9 protein-coding genes and 1 pseudogene are annotated in these 21,048 nt (G+C 50.1%); 4 read left to right on the top strand and 6 right to left on the bottom strand.

Translation table 11 applies throughout. The features are described 5' to 3' along the window. Window positions 1–423 precede the first annotated feature (423 nt). The 3 genes from ST42_RS01005 (at window position 424) to ST42_RS00990 (ending at window position 5,653) form a co-directional block, all read left to right on the top strand. Window positions 424–1,836, top strand: a complete 1,413-nt coding sequence (locus ST42_RS01005) for a glycoside hydrolase family 28 protein (RefSeq protein ID WP_044071923.1) — start codon at window positions 424–426, stop codon at window positions 1,834–1,836. Between the two features lie 1,158 nt (window positions 1,837–2,994). Next, on the top strand, window positions 2,995–4,353 hold the full coding sequence (locus ST42_RS00995) for an NAD(P)-dependent oxidoreductase (RefSeq protein ID WP_022315811.1): 1,359 nt from the start codon (window positions 2,995–2,997) through the stop codon (window positions 4,351–4,353). A gap of 46 nt (window positions 4,354–4,399) precedes the next feature. Continuing rightward, window positions 4,400–5,653, top strand: coding sequence for a pectate lyase family protein (locus ST42_RS00990; protein WP_044071922.1), 1,254 nt, complete (start codon window positions 4,400–4,402; stop codon window positions 5,651–5,653). Between the two features lie 126 nt (window positions 5,654–5,779). On the opposite strand, the gene recA is transcribed toward ST42_RS00990, so the two are convergent. The 4 genes and pseudogenes from recA to ruvA all read right to left on the bottom strand — a co-directional run bounded on the left by recA (window position 5,780) and on the right by ruvA (window position 16,692). Continuing rightward, window positions 5,780–6,805 carry a recombinase RecA gene (gene recA / locus ST42_RS00985; RefSeq protein WP_022315813.1) on the bottom strand — a complete coding sequence of 342 codons (1,026 nt, stop codon included), beginning with the start codon at window positions 6,803–6,805 and terminating at the stop codon, window positions 5,780–5,782. 164 nt (window positions 6,806–6,969) lie between these two features. Then, on the bottom strand, window positions 6,970–8,442 hold the full coding sequence (locus tag ST42_RS00980) for an alkaline phosphatase family protein (RefSeq protein WP_044071921.1): 1,473 nt from the start codon (window positions 8,440–8,442) through the stop codon (window positions 6,970–6,972). Window positions 8,443–8,484: 42 nt separating this feature from the next. Beyond that, a pseudogene (sov, locus tag ST42_RS00975) lies at window positions 8,485–15,867 on the bottom strand (T9SS outer membrane translocon Sov/SprA); the annotation flags it as partial. A gap of 219 nt (window positions 15,868–16,086) precedes the next feature. Further along, window positions 16,087–16,692, bottom strand: a complete 606-nt coding sequence (ruvA, locus tag ST42_RS00970) for a Holliday junction branch migration protein RuvA (protein ID WP_044071918.1) — start codon at window positions 16,690–16,692, stop codon at window positions 16,087–16,089. A gap of 771 nt (window positions 16,693–17,463) precedes the next feature. Here ruvA and ST42_RS00960 point away from each other — a divergent pair. Further along, window positions 17,464–18,147 (top strand): hypothetical protein, encoded by a 684-nt coding sequence (locus ST42_RS00960; protein WP_044071915.1) that lies wholly within the window; start codon window positions 17,464–17,466, stop codon window positions 18,145–18,147. Between the two features lie 156 nt (window positions 18,148–18,303). Here the strand turns inward: ST42_RS00960 and ST42_RS00955 are convergent, their stop codons facing one another. Continuing rightward, on the bottom strand, window positions 18,304–20,271 hold the full coding sequence (locus ST42_RS00955; RefSeq protein ID WP_044071913.1) for a tetratricopeptide repeat protein: 1,968 nt from the start codon (window positions 20,269–20,271) through the stop codon (window positions 18,304–18,306). Between the two features lie 317 nt (window positions 20,272–20,588). Continuing rightward, window positions 20,589–20,918, bottom strand: coding sequence for a DUF6804 family protein (locus ST42_RS00950; RefSeq protein WP_231556849.1), 330 nt, complete (start codon window positions 20,916–20,918; stop codon window positions 20,589–20,591). Between the last annotated feature and the right edge of the window lie 130 nt (window positions 20,919–21,048).

Genomic DNA, 21,048 nt, shown 5'->3' with positions numbered 1-21,048 from the left:
CCAAGAAGAAGGGCAAGATATACATGCGTGTTGAACCCAAAACGGCCATTAGGCCGTTATAAAATTAGCTAATGACTGCTTGCAGTCTTTTGCTTTTTATAAGGTGTCTTTTGCTCGTTTTTAATTCGCAATAGCTCGCTATTACTCATTAAAAGCCAAACAAAATCCACTCTTCTAAAAAAACAAAATCCAGGCAAGCCCTAACGACCGATTTGGGTTGAAAACTTGCGAAACTTCAATAATTTAAATTAAAATACTACAGGGGATTTGGGGTACATCCTTGTAATACGTACTTTTGTAGCACAAACGAATGGTTTTAGCCACAAGCAGTCATGAGATGACACAATAAACGGTCTGATGACCGCTGGGGTTAATACGAATCAGGATAGAGATTTTACTAACTAATCAAAGAAACAAAACGAAATGAAAAAGACTCTTATGGTTGTCGTGGCGATGCTGACAAGCCTCACCGCGGCGTTTGCCAACGATTATGGCAAATACTACCAGAACCTGCCGGTGAAGATGGAGCAGCCAGTGCTGGCAACCATCCCCGACTACAGCGTGAACCTGACGGATTTCGGAGCCGTGGGCGACGGACTGACGCTAAACACTGCGGCATTTGAAAAGGCCATCAAGGCTCTCGACAAAAAAGGCGGCGGACACCTTATCGTGCCGCAAGGAATATGGCTCACCGGACTTATCTCGCTGAAGGACAACATAGACCTTCATCTCGAGAAGAACGCCATAATTCTCGCCACACCAGACCGCACGCAGCATTTCAAGACCAAAGACGGAGTGAGAGACAAGAAATGCTCACCACTCATCAGTGCCAGCAAGCGCAAGAACATCAGTATCACAGGAGAGGGAATCATCGACGGCAACGGTGCCGTATGGCGCCCGGTGAAGCGTTCGAAGGTGAGCGATGTGGAATGGAAGCAGTATAACGAGATGGGCGGCACACAGACCGACGGCGGCAAACTGTGGTTTCCGTTCAACCTGAAGCATTTCGGCAACATCGCCGACACGCCACAGGCACAGGAGAGCTTGAGAACACACCTCATAAGACTGACAGACTGCGACAGAGTGCTGGTGAGCGGAGTGACGATACAGAATTCGCCAAAGTTCCACCTCATCCCTACCCGATGCACAAACGTGGTGGTGGACGGAGTGACCATCCGCTGCCCATGGAACGCACAGAACGGTGACGCCCTCGATATCAGCTGCTGCAAGAACGTATTGATAGTGAACAACACCATCGATGCCGGCGACGACGGTATCTGCATGAAGGGAGGAGCAGGAAAGAAGGCTGCTCCCGACGGACCATGCGAGAACATTCTGATAGAGAACAACACGGTGTATCATGCACACGGAGGATTCGTGATAGGATCGGAATTCTCAAACGGCATGAAGAACATCGTGGTGCGCAAGAACCGCTTCTCAGGCACTGATACCGGACTGCGCTTCAAGAGCGGCATCGGCAGAGGCGGTAAGACGGAGAACATCTACGTAAGCGACATCGTGATGACTGACATCAAGGACGAGGCAATAATCTTTGAATGCACTTATGCCGACAAGAAATACAGCGTGAAAGAGGACAACGGCAAGGTCACTGTTCCACAGAACGCTGAATGCGTGCCGGAATGGAGCGACATACATATCAGCAACGTGGTGTGCCGCGGTTGCGAAACTGCCGTCAGCGCCCACGGACTGCCAGGCTACAGTTGTCTGAAAGGCATAACAATAGACAACTCCACATTCTTCTACAACAAGAAGGACAAGGACATAGAAGCCGGCGCCGACGTGAAACTGACGAACTGCAAGTTCGCCACATTCTGAACAACGATAACGAACTGATTTGAGATAAAAAGACTCCCGCAACTGTTGAGGTGTGGGAGTTTTTTATGTATGTTGGTATACGAGAGCAATATTATCATTATTTTACTTCCCCTCCCCTTCCTTCCACTCCAGGAGCAGAGCAATTCCTACACTTTTCCAAGGTAAAAATGCCTCTTTTCCTACACTTTTCCAAAGTAAAACCATACATTTTTCAACACTTTTCCAAAAATTCTTTGCGTGGAAAGATTGAATGCATTAGCGATAGCACCGCCATAACTATATAAAAAAGGATAGTTATGGCGGTATTATCGTTTATAAGTCCGCCATAACTATGTTTTAAGAGGTAGTTATGGCAGTGTTATCATTACATAATTCATTACTTTGTTATCTTTGCAGCGGTAAGGTTCGGTATGCTACAACATGAACTTACGGGACAGTCGTCTGGCAGTTTTTATGCCCACCAGGGGCAAGCACGTTACTCATTAGGGGCAAGCACCGTGCCCCACTTGGGCAAGCACCGTGCCCAATTCCAGTATTTTTGTTCTCCTTGCCAAAGATTGTGATTTGACTTTTTGACTTTTTGCGAAACAAATGGCAAACCAGAGAAGTGTCTGACCTTATATAGCTTGCAAAAGCAATACCGGACAGTATCAAAAAAACATATAATTTCATTCCATCAAGGCATCCCGATGATACTTCAATGATACTTCAATGATACTTTTATGTAAAACAATCAGAAAAGTATCATTAACGTAATTCATTGACAGCATGCACTATAATACCTAAAGTGAGGCACAAAATGATACTATGACACTTTATTAGATAATATAACGATATATTATGTTAGGATGTAATTATCTCTTGCCACCGACCAGAAAAATCAGCTGTCCCGATTTTTATTGTTATAAATGAAATCATTACATAATCCATATAAAATGCATCGCTTTGAGAAATAAGCGTTATCTTTGCATAAGATAAGCTGCACCTCAGCATAAGAAATAAATACATTTTTTTCATTATGCATTCGGTTTGCGTTATCTTTGCATAAGATAAGCTGCACCTCAGCATAAGAAATAAATACATTTTTTTCATTATGCATTCGCCTTGCGTTATCTTTGCATAAGATAAGCTGCGGCTCAAAAGAATTTTAAAAAAAAGATGGAACAGGAAAACAAATTATTCCAGGAAGTGAATGAAGGCTACACCATGCATGACGCCATAGAAGAGGCAAAGCGCTGTCTGAACTGCAAGGTGCCACAATGCAAAAAGGGATGCCCCATAAGTCACGACATACCAAACTGGATTCATGAACTGTCGATGGGTAACCTCGGCAACGCCATGGACATAATAAACAGCAAGAGTAACCTGCCTGCCGTATGCGGACGCGTGTGCCCCCACGAGAAACAATGCGAGGGACACTGCGTGCTCAACAAGAAGGGCAAGGGAATACGCGTGGGAAAACTGGAGAGATTCATCGCCGACTTCGACGGAGACATGGGACTCATCAGAGAGAAACTGCTACCCAAGACTCGTGGAAAGGTGGCGGTAATCGGTTCGGGACCTGCCGGATTGACTATCGCCGGCGACCTGGCGAGACAGGGATTCAACGTGGAGATATTCGAGATGGAGCAGGAACCGGGAGGAGTGCTGATGTTCGGAATTCCGGAATACAGACTGCCGAAGGATATCGTGCGCCGGGAAATAAAGAAGACTGAAGAACTCGGAGTGGTGTTCCACTGCAATACTACCGTAGGAAAAGACGGTCTCAACGTGGACAAACTGTTCGAGATGGGATTCGACGCCATATTCATGGGAACAGGAACGGGCAAGCCCAAGAAACTGGATATACCGGGATGCAACCTTGAGGGTGTGCGCCAGGCGATATGGTTCCTGCGCCGCGTGAGCCTCTACAACGAGGGCAACCTGAGCCGCGACGAAGTGGTGGTGAAGGAAGGCAACAAGGTGTTCGTGATCGGATGTGGAAACACGGCGATGGATGCCGCCAGAACTGCCGTGCGCATGGGAGCAAGCGACGTGCAGGTGGTTTACCACCGCACCATAAACGACATGAGCGCCCTGAGGTCGGAATACGACGAGGCCGTGGAAGAGGGTGTGAAGTTCAACTGGGATTCGAGCATCGTGGAAATTCACGACGACAACGGCACACTGAACGAGGTGGTGATAGAAACCAAGGCCGGCGAGCGCCGCACAGAGAAGGCAGACCTCGTGATAATGGCAGTGGGATCGGCACCGGCAAGCCGCATCGTGTCAACGACGACCGGCATCGACGTGGACGACCGCGGATATGTGCTCACACGAGAGAAGCCATACGGAATGACGACACGCAAGGGCGTGTTTGCCGGCGGCGACGTGGTGAACCGTCCGTCTACCGTAGTGCTCGCCATGCACGATGCCAAACAGGTGGCAGAGGGCATAGCGCAGTATGTAGACGCCATAAAGCTGCTTGAAGCCATCAACATGGATGATGAGCTGAAGAAGACCGGCGACAACAAATAAAGACAAACGACAAGACAAACTATCAATAAAACAAAACTGCAAAAAGATGAACAAATCCATTATCTCACGCTTCCTTATTGCCACGATGATGACAATGGGCACTGTCTCGGCAAATGCCGATTGGACAGACAACATGTCGGCTTATGACCAGAATGCCCCATTGGGATGGGCTACAGTCGGCGGTAATGTCACCGGCGGAGAAGGCGGAACGAAAGTGACGGTGAGAACCAAGTCTGAACTGATGAACGCCCTGAAGGGTACCGACAAGAAGATTATATATGTAGAGGGCGAAATAGAGTTCTCCGGACTGAACAGCGTGAAGAGCGCACAGAACAAGACGGTTATCGGAATGAAAGGTTCGGCTCTCGTAAATCCCAAACATTCGTCGAAAGGGAGCGAGACGGGCATCCTGCAACTCTCATCATGCAAGAACATCATCTTGCGCAACCTCACCTTCAAGAGCGCCGGAGCCTACGACATCGACGGCAACGACAACCTCACCATTGCCGGTTCCACATATATCTGGGTGGACCACTGTGACTTCCAGGATGGTGTGGACGGCAACTTCGACTGTGTGAACGGTTCCGACAACATCTGCGTCACATGGTGCCGCTTCCGCTATTTCATTGAGCCATGGGCAGGAGGCAGCGGCGGAGCAGACGACCACCGCAACTGTGACCTCTGGGGAAACAGCGACAGCCGCTCTGAAGACAACGGACACCTGCGCACCACATTCGCCAACTGCTGGTGGGACGAGGGATGCTCGGAGCGCATGCCGAGAGTGAGATACGGACAGGTGCACATACAGAACTGCCTCTACTCAAGCTCCAATGCCCACTACTGCATCGGCTACGGCTACAAGTCGAACCTCTATGTGGAGAACAACGCTTTCATAAGCGCAGCCGCAAAAAAGACACCATGGAAGAACTACGCCACAAGCGGAAGCAAGAAGGACTACAACATCACCACAGTGGGAAACCTGAACGCAAATGACTTCCAGAGCAAATCTGGCAGTGCGGAATATTTCATCCCATCCGACCACTATACGCTGAAGGCATACGACAGCAGTCTGGTGCAGGAAGTGGTGGCAAACGAAGAGAATGGTGCCGGCGCCACTCTCGACATTACATCAATGACCGACGGCATTGATGCCGTGGAAACCACAAACAGCGAACTGCCAACGAGCATCACATACTATAATATGAGCGGCATGGAAATGAGCTCCCCCCAGCCCGGCATCAACATCGTGAAGATACAGTATGCCGACGGAAGGACGGTGAACAGGAAGATAAGAAAATAACGAACCAGATATTATCCAAGACAAAAAGACTGGAGATTATGCCATAATCAATTGACATAATCTCCAGTCTTTTTATACCCGGTCTCACCCCCAAACGGTCATCAGACCATTTTCAACTGTTGGGGCTTATTCCTTCCTGTCGTTGAGTTTCTCCATAATCTGTGCCTCGAGTTCATCACACAGTTCAGGATTATCTCTGAGCAGAGCCTTGCTGGCATCGCGGCCCTGAGCCAGACGGCTGCCATTGTATGAGAACCAAGAGCCGCTCTTCTGTATGATGCCGTATTCCACACCGAGGTCGAGAATCTCGCCGACCTTAGAGATGCCCTCACCAAACATTATCTCAAACTCAGCCTTGCGGAATGGAGGAGCCACCTTGTTCTTCACCACCTTCACACGGGTCATGTTTCCGATAACCTGGTCACCGTCCTTGATTGCCGTGACGCGACGGATGTCGAGGCGCACACTGGCATAGAACTTCAGGGCGTTACCACCGGTAGTAGTCTCAGGGTTGCCGAACATCACGCCGATCTTCTCTCTCAACTGGTTGATGAAAATACAAGTGGTGTTTGTCTTGCTGATGGTAGAGGTGAGCTTTCTGAGAGCCTGGCTCATCAGTCGTGCCTGCAGACCCACATTGTTGTCGCCCATATCGCCCTCTATCTCCTTCTTTGGAGTCAAGGCAGCCACGGAGTCAACCACGAGGATGTCTATTGCAGAAGAACGGATAAGCTGGTCGGCAATCTCAAGAGCCTGCTCGCCATTGTCAGGCTGCGAAATCCACAGGTTGTCGATGTCCACACCGAGTTTCTCGGCATAGAAGCGGTCGAAGGCATGCTCTGCATCGATGAAAGCCGCAATGCCGCCGGCCTTCTGGCATTCTGCAATGGCATGGATGGCGAGGGTAGTCTTACCGCTGCTTTCCGGACCGTAGATTTCGATTATTCGTCCTTTAGGATAACCGCCTACGCCAAGGGCTGCATTCAGGGCGATACTTCCCGTAGGTATAACCTCCACGTTCTCTATCTTCTCGTCGCCAAGCTTCATTATCGACCCCTTTCCGAAGTCTTTCTCTATCTTTGCCATGGCAGCCTGCAGGGCTTTCAACTTGCCCTCCTGTGCTGCCGCCATATTTTCGTCTGTCTTTGCCATTTTCTTATTTATATTTATAGTATTGCATATTTACGTCATGCAAATATAGTCATTAAATTTCTGTCTACACAAAAAGTAGTCATTAAAATGTGGCATTCCACAAAAAGTCACCGCCAGCAGAGCTTTCCCCTTACACCCAAATGGGGCATCAGATCGTTTGGGGGTTATTTCATCTCTACGGCATTGCCGATACAACCGTTTGGCATCTGGATATGCACGAGGTTGCAGATGGTGGCAGCGATATCGGTGATGTAGGTAGGATGGCTTGTCTTGCCATGCTTCACTCCCCACCCCATCATGAGGAACGGGATGTGGGCATCATAGGGATTCCATGCGGAGTGTGTGGTGCCTGCCTCTATCTTGTCGCCATATACATCATACCATCCCGGCTGCAGAATCAGCTGCACATCGCCATTACGCTTGGCATTGTAGCCGTTGAGCATCTTCTCCTTGATGTATGGCGGCACTGTGGCATCAGCTACATGCTCCATATCCACGGCATAAGCCACATAGTCTTTCTTCATGAAATAGTCGATGACATCCTTCTTCACCTTGCTCAGCTCCAGTCCTGCCTTCTCGATGGCATCATGGTCGAGCGCCACGTTGTATGCCATGATATAGCGTGTGAAGTCTGCGTCCACACCATATTTCTGTCTGAAATAAGCGTTCAGCTCCTTGATTTCCTTTTTGTAAGAGAAGCCACCAGAGGGGATGCCATGCTCCTGGTTCATCAATATGCCGTTTGCCGCTCCGTGGTCGGCAGTCAGGAAGAGCAGATATTCTCCCTTGCCGATAGTGGTGTCGAGATATTTCATGAAGTCGGCAAGACGCTTGTCGAGGTCAACGAACTGGTCTTGTATCAGCTGGCAGTGGGTACCATACTTGTGTCCTATCTTGTCTGTCGACGAGAAGCTGATGCATATCATGTCGGTTTCGCCCTGCTGTCCGAGTTTCTCATTGGTGATGACGTTCTTTGCCATATCCATCGTCACCTCGTTTCCCGCTGGCGAGAGGTTTATCTGGTCTTCGGTATATTTGCTCACCGTCTTGTTGTATTTCTCCACCCATGCCGGAAGCTGCTTCATATAATATGTGCTCGACACGAACTTGCTCTGCTTGCCGTCAATCCAGTAGGCGGCGTCAGCGGCATGACCGGCGGGAAGGATGGCGGCACGGTCTTTTATCGCCACCCCGATGACACGCGACTTGAAATCCGTTGCCACCTTGAGCTCGTCGCCGATAGTGGTGCAGAACATGTTGCGAGGCGACATCTGTCCGGCTTTTGTCTTAGTGCCTACGCCAGCCACTGTGGTATCGGCGGTGCAATAGGTGAACTTGCCGTTGATGAGAAATGAGTTTCCCTGTATGCCGTGGATTGCCGGTACAGAACCTGTATATATAGAGGTGTGTCCTACGGCAGTGATGGCTGGGATGTAGTTTATCATCGTGTTCTCACAGTCGAAGCCTTCGTTCATGATCCGCTTGAATCCGCCTTCTCCATAGAGGTCGTAATAGCGGTGGAGATAGTCCCAACGCATCTGGTCTACAACGATTCCTACTATAAGTTTCGGTCTGCTCTGGGCGAATGTCGCCAAGGCTGCCATGATAAGAACAGCTGATAAAAATAGTTTCTTCATATTATTGCTATTAAAGTTGTTTTCACTATTTACATATTCATTTTATCTCGTCAGCGAGAACTTCAGACTAAGTCCGAAGTCCTGTGTCGTCGTCGGATAGCTGCTGCTTGAGAGCAGCGGCGTGTTAGTCTGACGGTCGTAGTAGAAACTCATCGTCAGCAGACGCGACAGTGTATAGTCGGCGGCAAACGAGAGTTTGAACGCTGAGTTTCCACTGCTTGCCGAACTTGTCATCGAGGCGATGTCTCTGCATATAGCGGCCTGCTTACGGAACGAGAGGTCGAGACGCAGGTTGAGGTCGGTATTGAAACCGCTCCTGTTGTTTCGGGAGTTATTGTTGCTATTCTTCTCGTCGGTGCCCGTCTTCTTTCCCTTCACCTTGCGCGCCTTGTTGCCGTTGCCAAGGAGTCCGAAGAAGTCGAAGTTGTTCACCTTGTATCCCATTCCTATCACCCAGTCGTTGCTCGACGACTCGTTGAGCTGCACACTCGTCATACTGAGGCTCAGCACTCGTGTCTGCCTGTATTCCAGCTTTGCCGTGAGGTTGTTGTGGAACGTCATGTCAACACCGAGCAATGGCGAGAACGACTCGTTGATGCTCACCGTAGACACGTTGAACATGCTGCTTGGCGTAGGGTTGCCGGTAGTGGCGTCGGTGACGAATCCGAGACCGTTCATAAACTCCTGATAGGTGCTGAACGAACTGTAGGAGCCTACTGCATACACGCTCTTGTAGGCATGGTTGATATTGAAGCTCTTGAACACCTCGCTGAACCATGGCAGTCTGACGAGTCCGCTGTATCTCACACTCCAGTTTGGCAGGAGTCTCGACAGCGTAGGGAAGATGTCGAGAGATTTTCCGCCCATGCTGGTATATGTCGAGAGGAAGGCAGGAATCATCACGTCAGCACTGTATTTGCTCACTGTTCCGTTCTCCGGATTGAAGGTATTGCCTGCCAATGTGGAACCTGCCGGATATACGGCATTCTGATACTGGTTCTCCACTCTCTGGCGGAAGCCCTCAAGCGAGTTGCAGAACTTCTCGAACGATGCCGAGTGGTATCCGTTGTTGGCGTCGCCCATGCTCTCGAAGGCAGATCCAAGACTTATCGTAGTCATCGTGAACGTACCGCTCTGCGTTGTCGGCATTCCCTGATACATATACTGCACGCTCTTCGCCGTAGTCATCGTGCGCGATGCGTTGAGGTCTATCTTCAGGTCCTTCACCGGTTCGAGCGTCATCCTCAGCTGCAGGTCCTCGGTCTTCGATGATGTAGCCGGCGTTGCCACACTGTCTGCCATCAGCAGCCATCCACGCTCTGCACTCTTCTGCACATAGGAGTCGTCAACGAATCCGAAGGCGAAGTCGAGTCCTGGCGACATGATGTCGCCGCGGCGCTGTCCGAACACGTTGCCCACCTCCGGCAGGAAGCCCGGAAGCGACAGGCCATACTGGTTGCGGTACGACAGGTTGAAGTTTCTGACGAGCATCAGTCCTCTTGCCACCACCTGCATGGTCTTATACCAGCTCTTGTCTTCGAGCGGTTCCTTTGGCGTGACGAGCAGCTTCACCGTTGTGGCAGAGTCCACCTTCGACGTGATTTTTATCTTGTTGTTGTCGATGGTCTTATACTTCAGCTTAATCATCTTTCCGTCTTTTGTCTTTGCCGACACGATGAGTCGCTTGCTCTTCTTGCCGTGGTTCACGGTCATTGTGGTATCCGGCAGGAGCGTTATCTCCTTTTCAAAAGACTTCTTGTTCTTCGGCAGTTCCTTCGCTTCCTTGAGATTTCTCCTTGCCTCATTGGCCTCCTTAGGCGATTTAGCTCCGTCACGCTTCTTCTTCGTAGCATTGTTGGTGCGCTTGTTGAACCTCTCGTTAGCCTTCTTCAGGAACGGGATGTGGTTATAGAGTTTCTCGAAGTTCAATGCTCCGTTGATGTTCAGCGTCCTGTTGTTGGATATCACGTTTCCGAGCGACTGTCCGTCTTCCTGGTCCGTTCCTCTCGTCCAGTTATACGTTGCGTTGTAGTTGGCGTCGGCAGTAATCCAGTCGAAGACAGGGATAAGGTTTATCGGCACCTGATACGACGCCGTGAAGTTCTGGTTGTAGTCGAGCGGACGGCCGAAGTGCTTGATACTTGTCCACACGGAGTCTTTCCAAGCCGTATACTGGTCTGGATAGAGGTCTTTGTTTACAGGAGTGTATGGTTCCTCGATTTCTGCATGAGTGGCACTGTTGAAACTCATGTGGAGGTTCTTGGTGAGGTCCCAACGTATGGAGAATTCCCTGTTCCAGAGGAACTGCTCGCTGAATGTCAAAGGCAGCTCACTGTTCTCCAGACTCTCCATATCCCTCTCCTGCAGCTCATAATAGTTTCTGAGCATCTCGGTGTTGAAGGTGATGTTCTGCGGCAACCAGTTCAGACCGAAGCGCTTCAGTATGTCATACCATTTGCTGCGGCTCTTGATTTTCTTGAACGGTTCGAATGCCTTGTATACCGGCGTGTAGCTGTAGTTCATCGAACCGCGCCAGTTGTCCTCGTTCTCATAAATCGTAGTCTCGCCGCTTGTATGCCTGTGGCTGTGGCTGTAGCTGAACGAGAAGTTTGCCGGGTCGTAAGGCATTGGATGCTTCTTCGTGGCTATGCCCACCTTCATGTTGGACAGTGAGAAGTTGGTATTCGTGGTCTTCGTCACGGCGATGCTTTCTATCGAGTCTTTCTCATGCTTCTCCATCGCGTCGAGAGCGTCGTCGAGGAGCATATCCGTGTCGAGCGGGTTATACTTGGGTCGTGTCTCCTCTTTGGTCACGGAGTAATAAAGAGGTATAGAGACCTTAGCCTTGTCGGGGAAGAACTTTCCGAGCTCAAAGTTCGTGGTCACGCTATACGACTTGTAGTTGTCCTGCGCTCTCTGTGCCACACCGTCTTCGAGTCCGCCGAATCCTTCGGTGACATATTTTCCCTGCACGTTAACGCTACCCACATCAGAGAGCTGCACGTTGAGGTTGCCCTGTGCCGCCCATCCGCCGGAGTTGTTGTATTCCTTCAGTCTGAGCTCATTCACCCAGATTTCTCCTGACTTCTGTTCGGAAGCAAGGTTTCTCACACCGATGATCATCGTTCTCACCTCGCCGAGCGTAGGGTTACCAACGATGGTAATCTTGTTGTTCGGTTTGTCGCTGTCGTATGCCGTGAACGGATAGCTGTAAGAAGCCTGTCCGATGGCTTTCGCCTTGTTGCGGTCTTTCTTGAGCTGGGTGAAAGCGCTCAGGGGGATATCGAGCATATTCTCCTCCGGCCACACGAGTTTGCAGTCGGCACCGGAGTAACGGTCGTAATGTCCTGGAGCGGTGAGCTTCAGCGGAATCTCATATTCGTAGTAGTTGCTCTTGTAGTCGGAACCGAATCTCACGAACACTGCCAACTGGTTGTCCTGCAGGTTTGTAGAGTTCTGTTCGAAGGCGTTGGCATGCACGAACATCTGCAGACGCTTATACTGTCTGAGGTCGAGGTTCGTGTTCTTGTATACTGCCTTTGCCTCACCGTTAGAGAGGTTTGTCACCTGTATGTCGAGCGACTGCTCGTTGCTCTCTGTGAGCTGAGGCTGCGTAGGGTCTTGCTCTCGACGGATGCCAGGAGGCAACACGTAGTTCACCGGCACTCGGTCGTTGTTCTCCTCGATGTTCACGGCGCTGACTGCCATCTTGCCCGACTCGCTGCCGGTACTGAGCGACTGCTCATAGATACGCCACTCTCCCCTCACGAGGTCGAGGCTTCCGAATCTCAAAACGATAGGCTTCTGGAAGTCGGTGAGGAACATACGCATGAATCGTATGGAGGTGAAGTCTGTTATTCCGCCTACGTTGCGTTCGTAGTCGTCAACAGGTATGCGGAACTGATACCACGTCACTGTTTCCGTGGTATCGTTGCGCAGTTTCACTGATGTCTCACGCTTGTCCACGATGTAGTTCTGTCCCACCACGAGGTCTTGAGGACGGATGCTCACACGATACTGATAATATTTCTCGTATTCGTTCAGCGTATAGTCCTGGTTGATGTCCTCCACGTCGGGGGTAGTCTTGTATGACGTGTCGTAGCTCTCGCTCCTTGAGTCGCTGTCAGGCGAGTTGCCCTGCGGATTGTTGATGCGCTTGTAGCGTGCGAGGATAGGCGTGCGTGCCTTGTCGTAGTCAGATCCGCGGAAGTAGTGGTAGTTGTCGTTTGCCGGGTCTGCCAATATCGAGTCGCGTGCCGCTCCGGTCACTCTTGCCTGCACGGCATCGAGGAATGTGCGGTATGGAGCGAAGTTCTGCTCCTCATCGTCGGTCAGTCCGTTGAATCCCACATCCTGCTTTGCCCTTGCGCCGGCTGATGTGGCGAAGGAATATGTCACGGTGGACTGTGTTGGAATCTTTCCCCACTGTGTAGTGGTGAAGCTGCTCGAGCCGTCTACCGGCATACCGCTCTCATAGAATTTCTTTCCGTCGCGCAGCACGTCCTCACTCACCTCTCCGAGGTTGATGTAGAAGTCGCCACCATACTGTGCGGCGTCTGGCTGCTTGTTGGAATAGATGAATGGGTCGAGCATCCAGAACTCAATGTATTCGATGTTTGCCGTCTCGAAGTCGCTGGTGTCGAGACGCCTCATCATACCACCCCAGTTTACAGCCGGCACGGGCAGCGTACCGTCGCTGTTCAGGTTGGGGTTGAAGTTATAAGGTCCGCGCTCTGACGGATAGAAGGCGAGGTTGAGTATCGGCAATGTTGCCGTTGCGCCGTTGTAGCTGCTCTGGTCGCGGTTTGGGAACAGCTCCCTGACATACACCTCTCTGACGTAGTGGTTTGAGAGCTGATGGAGGTCGCTCTTGATGTGTCCCGGTGTGAGCGAACTGCTACGGCGGGTGAACAGAGGGTCGATGTTATACCATGCGAGCAGGGCACGCTGGAAACCGCTCTGCAACGTCGTCTTGTCGTTGTAGTTGGGGAACATGGTCGGCACGCTTGATATTATCCACGACGACGGTGTACTCACGTCGATGGTGTTCTTCGTGTTCTCGAAGTCGTCGATATACGAGGCGTTGTCTTGTGTGCCGCTTGCCTGTCCTGCGATGAGCTGGGCAAACTCTCCCGTGAAGGATATCTGCGACGGCTGGGTGCAGTGGAGGAACGGTATCTTGTCGAGCACGTTGGTGAGCCACTGGCTCTCCTTCTTCCAGTTGATGTTGAGACCCCAGAGGGTGTTGTTGAGCGGTTCCGATCCCATCGACACCTTTGTGGTGAGCGCCTGTTCAGACAGGTGCTGGAAGGTACCGCTGAGCTGGAAGTTCTTGGTGAAGTCGTATTCCCAGTTCAGTCCGAGCATCGTCTTCCGTTGCTGTGCGTAGTCGGTATTGCTCTCGAGCGACACGTTGACTGCCGTTCCGGCGTCGATGATGCTCTGGTTGAGGATTGTCACCTCTCCTGCCGAATAGTCCACGCTATAGTCTGAACCTTCGGAGAGGGTCACGCCACCTGCCGTAACGACTACAGAGCCCTGCGGCACGTTGTATGCTCCGAGGGAGATGACGTTTGCCGAGGTGCCACGGAACTGTCCCGTGAGTCTGTATTTGTCTTTCTCGGCAATCTGCTTGGCTACGGTCTTGGTGGAATCGTAAAGTTCTGTATAACTGTATTTTGCAGCTTTCTCAGGAGAGACGCCCTTTGCCACGAGCTGGTTATAGAGGTATCTTCCGAACGGCTCTGCCTCCGGGAAGAACACTCGTCCGTTGCTCACGGTGTATCCTTCAACAAAGTCGAAGTATCCGTTGCTGTGCACCTTGTTGTTGTTGTCGAGTCGGTCGGCGCCAAGCAGCTTTATCATGGTGAGGTCTTTCACCTGCTGCTCCGGAATATACGAGAGATAGACTCCCGTGGTGTCGCTCTGGTATTTCACGTCGAGTCTGAACTTGTCTTTCTCTACCGACGAGGCGAGATAATACACGTTCTTCATCATGAGGTCCCAGTTTCCCTGTCTTGGATTGTTGCTGGTGTTCTTGAGCGCCTTCACGAAGATTGCCTGCTGCACATCTTTCATGTCTGACGCAAACTCTCCCACCTGGTATGTCTGTCCGCCGGCAGTATATTCGTATGCCACGGCGAGCACCTGGTCGGTCTGCAGTGAGGACTTGAGCGACACGTATCCGAGGGCTTGGTTGACGGAGTATTCTGAGGAGCTGAGCAGACGGGCGCTCTGCAGCTTCTCATAGTCGGCGCCTCCCACGAAGCCAGGGATACCGTCGAGCACGGTGCTCGTCTGGTCGATGTCTCGCGCTGCGGAGTAGGAGTTCACGATTGTAGAATACTCACTGTTGGCGTTGTTCGACGGAACCGGCGAACCGGTGAGTCCCCACATAGGGTTGCTCACCCGTGTGTTTTCACCGAGGTCGGTGAGTGCCACGATGTTACGGGTATTGGTGGTATTTCCCTGCTTGTTTGTCACCCATATCTCCACACGGTTTATGGTGATTCCGGTGGTGAGGTTGGGCAGGGTCTTCATTGCCGCGTCATACTTCTCGCGGAAATAGCGCGAGAGGAAGAAGTGTCGGTTCTCCTCATAGTCTGAAGCATCGATTTCGAATGGTGTGAGCTGCACTCCGCCTTTCGACGACACGCTCTTGCTCGACGACTTCTTCTGAGAGATTACTGTCTGCAGCTTGAGTTTGCCGAACTGCATGTCGGTTCTGATACCGAAAAGCGAGGATGCTCCCTTGACGAGCGAGGAGTTGCTCGGGAACGACACGTTGCCTGCCTCCACGAGTTTTATTATCTCGTCTTCCTTGCCTTCATATTTGAGTTTGAGGTTCTGCGAGTCGAAGTCGAAGGTGGCATCGGTGTTGTAGTTGAGGTTCATGTTCACCTTGTCGCCCACCTTACCGTTCACGTTGAGGTTTATCTTCTCGTCGAAGTTCATCGTCGTTGTCTTGCGGTTGCGGATAGGGAGCGACGGATTGTCGATTTCTTTCATCGTGGCTCCGAGCTTCAGCTCTGCCGTTCCCTGCGTCTTGATGCGCACGCCGCCGGGTCCGAAGATCTTCTCTGCCGGTCCGAGACTGAAGTGCATGTCGGAGAACGAGAATTTCTCTTTTCCCTTAGCCTTCACTATCTCGTCGTTCTTGCCACGGAAGAAGCGGTTCATCTCCTGCCTCTCGCTCCATTTGCGGTATTCGTCGGGAGTCATGATGATTGGCGTGGAGAGATAGCCGCCACCCATTCTCGAACCGATGAAATAGCGGTCGAGGGTGTCGTTGTATACCACGTCTTGCTTGATGTTCTCCGGAAAACTGAGGTCGGCGGTGCGTTTGTCCACATCGTCGATGGTCACAGGAACGCTGCGCTGCACCTTCCATCTGGGATGGAGCAGCGAGTCAGGAATGGAGTCGTCTTCTATAGTGAGGAGCGAGAGTCCCGAGAGTTCTTTCTTCAGGGAGTCGGCAGACGCCTTTCCGCCTCGCTTCAGCGTGGCTGGCCCTTTGCGCTTGTCTTTCTGCTGGGCCTGCTGGCGCGTGCGGTCGTCCTGAAGTTGCGGCACGACATTGAGAGCGAGCACGTTGATGCTCACCAGCACGATGATGATGCCAAGGAATTTCTTTATGTTTGTCATTTACTTTATCTGCTTGAGTGCCAATTTCACGACCTGTTCTACAGGCAGCTGTGGATTGTCTGTAAGGATTGCCGAAACCACCTTTGCCGACGGTGCCGGCGAGAAGCCGAGCATGGTGAGGGCGCCTATAGCCTCGTCTCTCACCTCGTTGTTCATGGCAGATGCCGCCGCAACACCTGCTGCCGGCATCTGGTCTGCTATTCCTTCCACGGCAATCTTGTCTCTCAGGTCAACTATGATGCGCTGTGCCGTACGCAGTCCGATACCTTTCACGGTCTTCAGCATCTTCTCGTTGCCCGAAGAGATGACGTTGCACAGTTCTGTCGGCGACATGGCGGAGAGAATCATGCGGGCGGTGTTGGCTCCTACTCCCGACACAGTGATGAGGAGCAGGAACATCTCCCGCTCTTGCTTGGTGGAAAATCCGAAGAGGGCATACGCATCCTCTCGTATGCTCTCGACGACATACAGTTTCACTTCCTTCTTGTTCTGTATGCCGCTATAGGTGTTAAGCGAAATGCTCAGTCCGTAGCCCACTCCATGAGCCTCAACAACAGCATAGGCTGGCGTGAGCTCGGCAAGCTCGCCTCTAACGTATTCTATCATAAATCAAAAATGTGGTGTATATACGACTTTATAACGCTCTTCTCCCATTATTATTGTATAAAGAGGTGTCCAATATTAATTATTATGCGAACCTGACAATGACGATTACTTCAAAATGCGCTTCAAAGACATGAGTCAGAAGCTCTCCTCCACTGCATATAATGGGATATTCTTCATCCAGTCCTGTTCTCTGTAAGGCGACATGGAAATTATCTTTCCATATCGCATAGTTTTTTTTAGATTCCGTTGATAATTCAAAATGCTTTCATAACATAAAAACAATGCAAAGATACACTTTTCTACACGAACTTTTGCAACAATACCACACTTTTCTACACGAACTTTTAAAGCAGCACTACATTTTTCTACACGAATTTCAATGACGAATGAATACACTTGAACACAAATGGTTATATGTCCATAAATGGGCACGACGCTTGCCCAACTGGGGCACGCTGCTTTCCCATCATGGGCAACGTGCTTGCCCCGGATGGGCAGAATTTCTGTCAGAGGTCTGCCCAATAAGTTAATGTTGTAATACTCACATTCCTGTTTTCAGACTTCTGCCAACGCATGCAATACCTCACATCTGACAATTCCTCTCATCAGCAAACCATCCAGACAATTGCCTGACAATCGTCAGGCAGCCAATTGTCTGTTTGTCAGAATGTTACAATCAAAAACCAGATGGTCTGACAGTTTTTTTGGAAATTCCTGGTTTTACTGAAAATCAGCGATATTGGCAACTTTTACTCATATCGATCAACATAAATGGAAGAAGTGGACGTGGACGGACAGGAGGGACTGACGATGACTCCCGACGAAACCTCGCAGACCATTAAATATGTATTGCGCAACGACTCGCTGATACGTGTGGACACGGCAAAGGTGTATATGGCTGTGGGCGACGAGACGGGTGCATGGACGGGATTCGGCGACCATATCAACCAGATGAGTCCTGAGACAATGACAATAGCCACACCTCCTGCCGACGCTGAGGTGACGAAATACCTGATGACATACTCTGCCGACGGCGGCGACCTCGACCCTGCCAAACTATACTACAACATATACTTCGACAACGACCTCTTCACTTTCCGCAAGAGCGAATACACCAAACTGCCGGAAGACGAGATTACCGACATGCCTTACGGCTACAGCGACAAATGGGACATCTTCTGCTATGGCAACAAGCGCTCTATGTATTTCTACAAGTCTGACTACACGAGCTTCGGAGTGCAGGCTCTCTACAAGGACGGTGATACGGTATACAGGTCTAACATCGTGAGATACGGAGAACTCGACGGCATCAGCGCTACCGAGGCAGCGAATGCCAAGAGCATGGAATACACCGATCTCTGCGGACGCAAGGTGAAGTCTCCTTCAACCGGCATCTACATCATGACCACAAAATTTGCAGACGGAACAAAGAAATCAGTAAAGGTGATTAGATAAGAAGGATAATGTGATGTTTTGCGGATAAAGCAAAACGCGGCGATGCTCCGACGCATCGATGATTTTTTAGTGATACTTTCCTGGACGCTTTACAGGAAAGTATCACTTTTTCATTTGACATCTTCACTCCCCACTCGGCCATTTGGCAGTTGGGGCTTACAAGAGCGGTTTCTTCTTGGCAAGCAGCAGTTTTCTGATTCTCTCCGCTTCCTTATCAGCCTCCTTCCATCGGCGCAGAGACTTGAAATAGCTGTCGATGTCGGCAAGTCCCTTGTCGTATTCTCCAGCGTAGAGATAAGCCTGGGCGCGGTTGATATACGAGGCGTTCCATGTGTAGGCGTCATGCTCGATAATCAAAGTGTTCTCGCGGATAGACTTTTCATAGTCTACGGCATTGCAATACATATCGCCGAGATTGAAATGGGCGAGAAAATTCTTCGGTTCCATTTCGAGCACAGCCATAGATGCCTCCACCACTTTCTGGCGCAGGCGCTGCTTCTCTGTCTCGCGTTTTTTCCTGCTCAAGTATTTCTTTTTATTGAATTTTTCAACATCACTGACAGCATCGCGCATTCTATGATTTCTACGCCAGAACTCTTCTTCTCTGAGACACCGCTCTTGGGTATTGCTGCCCTTGACTACGGGCACCCGCATGACGGCGGCGGAATAGCTGACCAGACTACGCGGCAGAGAGATGTATTTAGCGTAGTCTCTGTATAGCCTCAACAGATTCTTGTCTTTGGAATCTTCCCTCGTGAATTCCCTGTTGCGCATCTGCAGATAGTAGTTGCGCGCCGCATATTCGTCCATCACTCTGAGGAACGCCGATTTGATTCTGCTCGTACATTCGTTTATCTTATTGTCTATGGGATTAACGAGACTGTCCACCGTGGCACGCAACCGGGCATCGTCAAGGCGGTTGCTGGCGAGACGGTAGAGCGAGAAGATCTCCTCGGTGAACTCTGAGAGGAACTTGAATTCCACTCCCTCCTTGTGACGGAGATAGAACACATACAGGGCACGGGCGAGGGACGGCATCTTCACCTCGCGGTTGTCAAGTTCAGGAATGAATATCCGCAGGTCGTCGGATACGGTGATGTGCATCAGCGGAGTGGCAGTCTTCCGTGAGTCGTTTATCTGCTTCATGAGGTCTTCGCCAAGCGTATGCAGCAGGAGTTCGATATATCCTCCCTGCTTCAGTATCTCAACCCTCTCTCTGATTTCTTCGGCTACATCTTGCATTTTCTTTTGGTCGTAATAAAAAGAATAGTCTGAAGCGTCGCTCTGATTTCCGTGTAATTCGGATTCCTGCCTGTCGTCGAGAGGGTATTCATCCCTTGGGCGCACACTGAACGGGGCATGTTTTTCTCCGCAGTAGAACCTGAAATATTCCTCGAACGCCTCCTTGATTTTATCGGGACAACAGGTCTGCAGGTCTATATAGAAGAAGGTGGATTTTGAATAATTGACGTCATCATATAATCCGCATCCAAAGTCTCCATTGTAACAGCCAAGGCTCAACAGCCCCGCCTTGCCGCCGGTAAGGTCCATACCGATTAGAGGGGCGAACATCCGGGTGAACTGTTCGGTGGTGATGCCGCGTATGCCGTCTCTCATCTCGTCGGTCATCAATGCTGCGTCGAGAGGGAAAGCATAGGCAAGGTCTTCGTCAGAAATGTTTTTCAGTTCGGGAATATAAACGAAATGGTAGTATTTCTCTGAGAATTCCTTGCGGATATATTCTATATTGTTTCTGATGAAGGAGTTGAGAGGCTCGTTGTATTCCGTCTCCACATATACCACATAGTATTTGTCGAACAGCACAGGCAACTCGTTCCTGCATTCTATCTCTGTATGCGAGATGAGCTTCCGGCGTGGCGGCCATTCTTCCTCGGCATCTCTATTCCGGAATTTCCACCCGTTCTCCTTCCATTCCTGTATTTTCTCCCAACCCGTCACTATGCCGAGATAGATAAGCATAAGGATTGCTATCACCAGCAAAACGGGCAGCAGCAGGGTGTGGATTATTGCCGTCAGGATAATCTCGTTGCGGCGTTCCTTTTTTGCACGCTCCTCCTTCGCTTTCTCCTCCTCTGGAGTGAGGGGAGGCTTGTTTTTTTCCATATAGCTGTATAACAAAATGTATTGAATTTAGTCGGTAGTCAATAGTGTTTATGCAAATGTAATCATAATTTGTATTGCTGCGAAAAGATTTGGTGATTTAGTTTTCTGCTTCTATATGATAAAAACAAGGTGACTGATAGAGTTTGTCATTGTTTTCCTTGTCTTTTACCATACAATAATTAACTTTGCGTCAGGTTATATATTCCATCCGATGAAAACAACAAAAGAATACATATTGCTGATATCGTCTAAAGCCGAGGAACTTAAGCGTGACTTAGGCATTAAGTCATTGCGCATTTTCGGTTCAGTATCAAGAATCAGTTTTTTTCAATCGTCTTTTTATTTACCGCAAAGGTGAGCACTATCAGCAGGACCGCCACAGCGACATCCACGATATTCCATACGTCCCTGCCCAACGCTATCTTTACCAATGGCTGGAACAGCAGGGCCAATGCACCGAAGGTCCACACCAGTGCCTCCTTCTTCATTTCATAATACCTGTACGCCATATAGGCGAACCCCACCGTTGCCGCCAGCCTCATCAGCGTATAATAGCCGTAAGGCATCTTGAACAGACAGAGCAGCAACAGAACTGCAAGGATGATGTTGAGTTGTTTCATATTGTATGTCAGTTTAAATTTATTCATTGAAAACTGGTTATCCTATCACTCCACAATATTCCAAATTCCTTTTATTGATCGCCGATAGCGGCTGACATCAACAGATTCTTCATATTCTTTGCTCATTAGAATTTCCGATGCAAATATAGGAAGGATT

This window comes from Prevotella pectinovora (assembly GCF_000834015.1).
Taxonomy (GTDB): Bacteria; Bacteroidota; Bacteroidia; order Bacteroidales; family Bacteroidaceae; genus Prevotella; species Prevotella pectinovora.
This window is presented reverse-complemented; position numbering and strand designations above follow the sequence as displayed.

Excerpts from the sequence above, each read along its gene's own strand:
- ST42_RS01005 (WP_044071923.1), top strand. The coding sequence starts at position 424 with ATGAAAAAGACTCTTATGGTTGTCGTGGCGATGCTGACAAGCCTCACC.
- ST42_RS00995 (WP_022315811.1), top strand. The coding sequence starts at position 2,995 with ATGGAACAGGAAAACAAATTATTCCAGGAAGTGAATGAAGGCTACACC.
- ST42_RS00990 (WP_044071922.1), top strand. The coding sequence starts at position 4,400 with ATGAACAAATCCATTATCTCACGCTTCCTTATTGCCACGATGATGACA.
- recA (WP_022315813.1), bottom strand. The coding sequence starts at position 6,805 with ATGGCAAAGACAGACGAAAATATGGCGGCAGCACAGGAGGGCAAGTTG.
- ST42_RS00980 (WP_044071921.1), bottom strand. The coding sequence starts at position 8,442 with ATGAAGAAACTATTTTTATCAGCTGTTCTTATCATGGCAGCCTTGGCG.
- ruvA (WP_044071918.1), bottom strand. The coding sequence starts at position 16,692 with ATGATAGAATACGTTAGAGGCGAGCTTGCCGAGCTCACGCCAGCCTAT.
- ST42_RS00960 (WP_044071915.1), top strand. The coding sequence starts at position 17,464 with ATGGAAGAAGTGGACGTGGACGGACAGGAGGGACTGACGATGACTCCC.
- ST42_RS00955 (WP_044071913.1), bottom strand. The coding sequence starts at position 20,271 with ATGGAAAAAAACAAGCCTCCCCTCACTCCAGAGGAGGAGAAAGCGAAG.
- ST42_RS00950 (WP_231556849.1), bottom strand. The coding sequence starts at position 20,918 with ATGAATAAATTTAAACTGACATACAATATGAAACAACTCAACATCATC.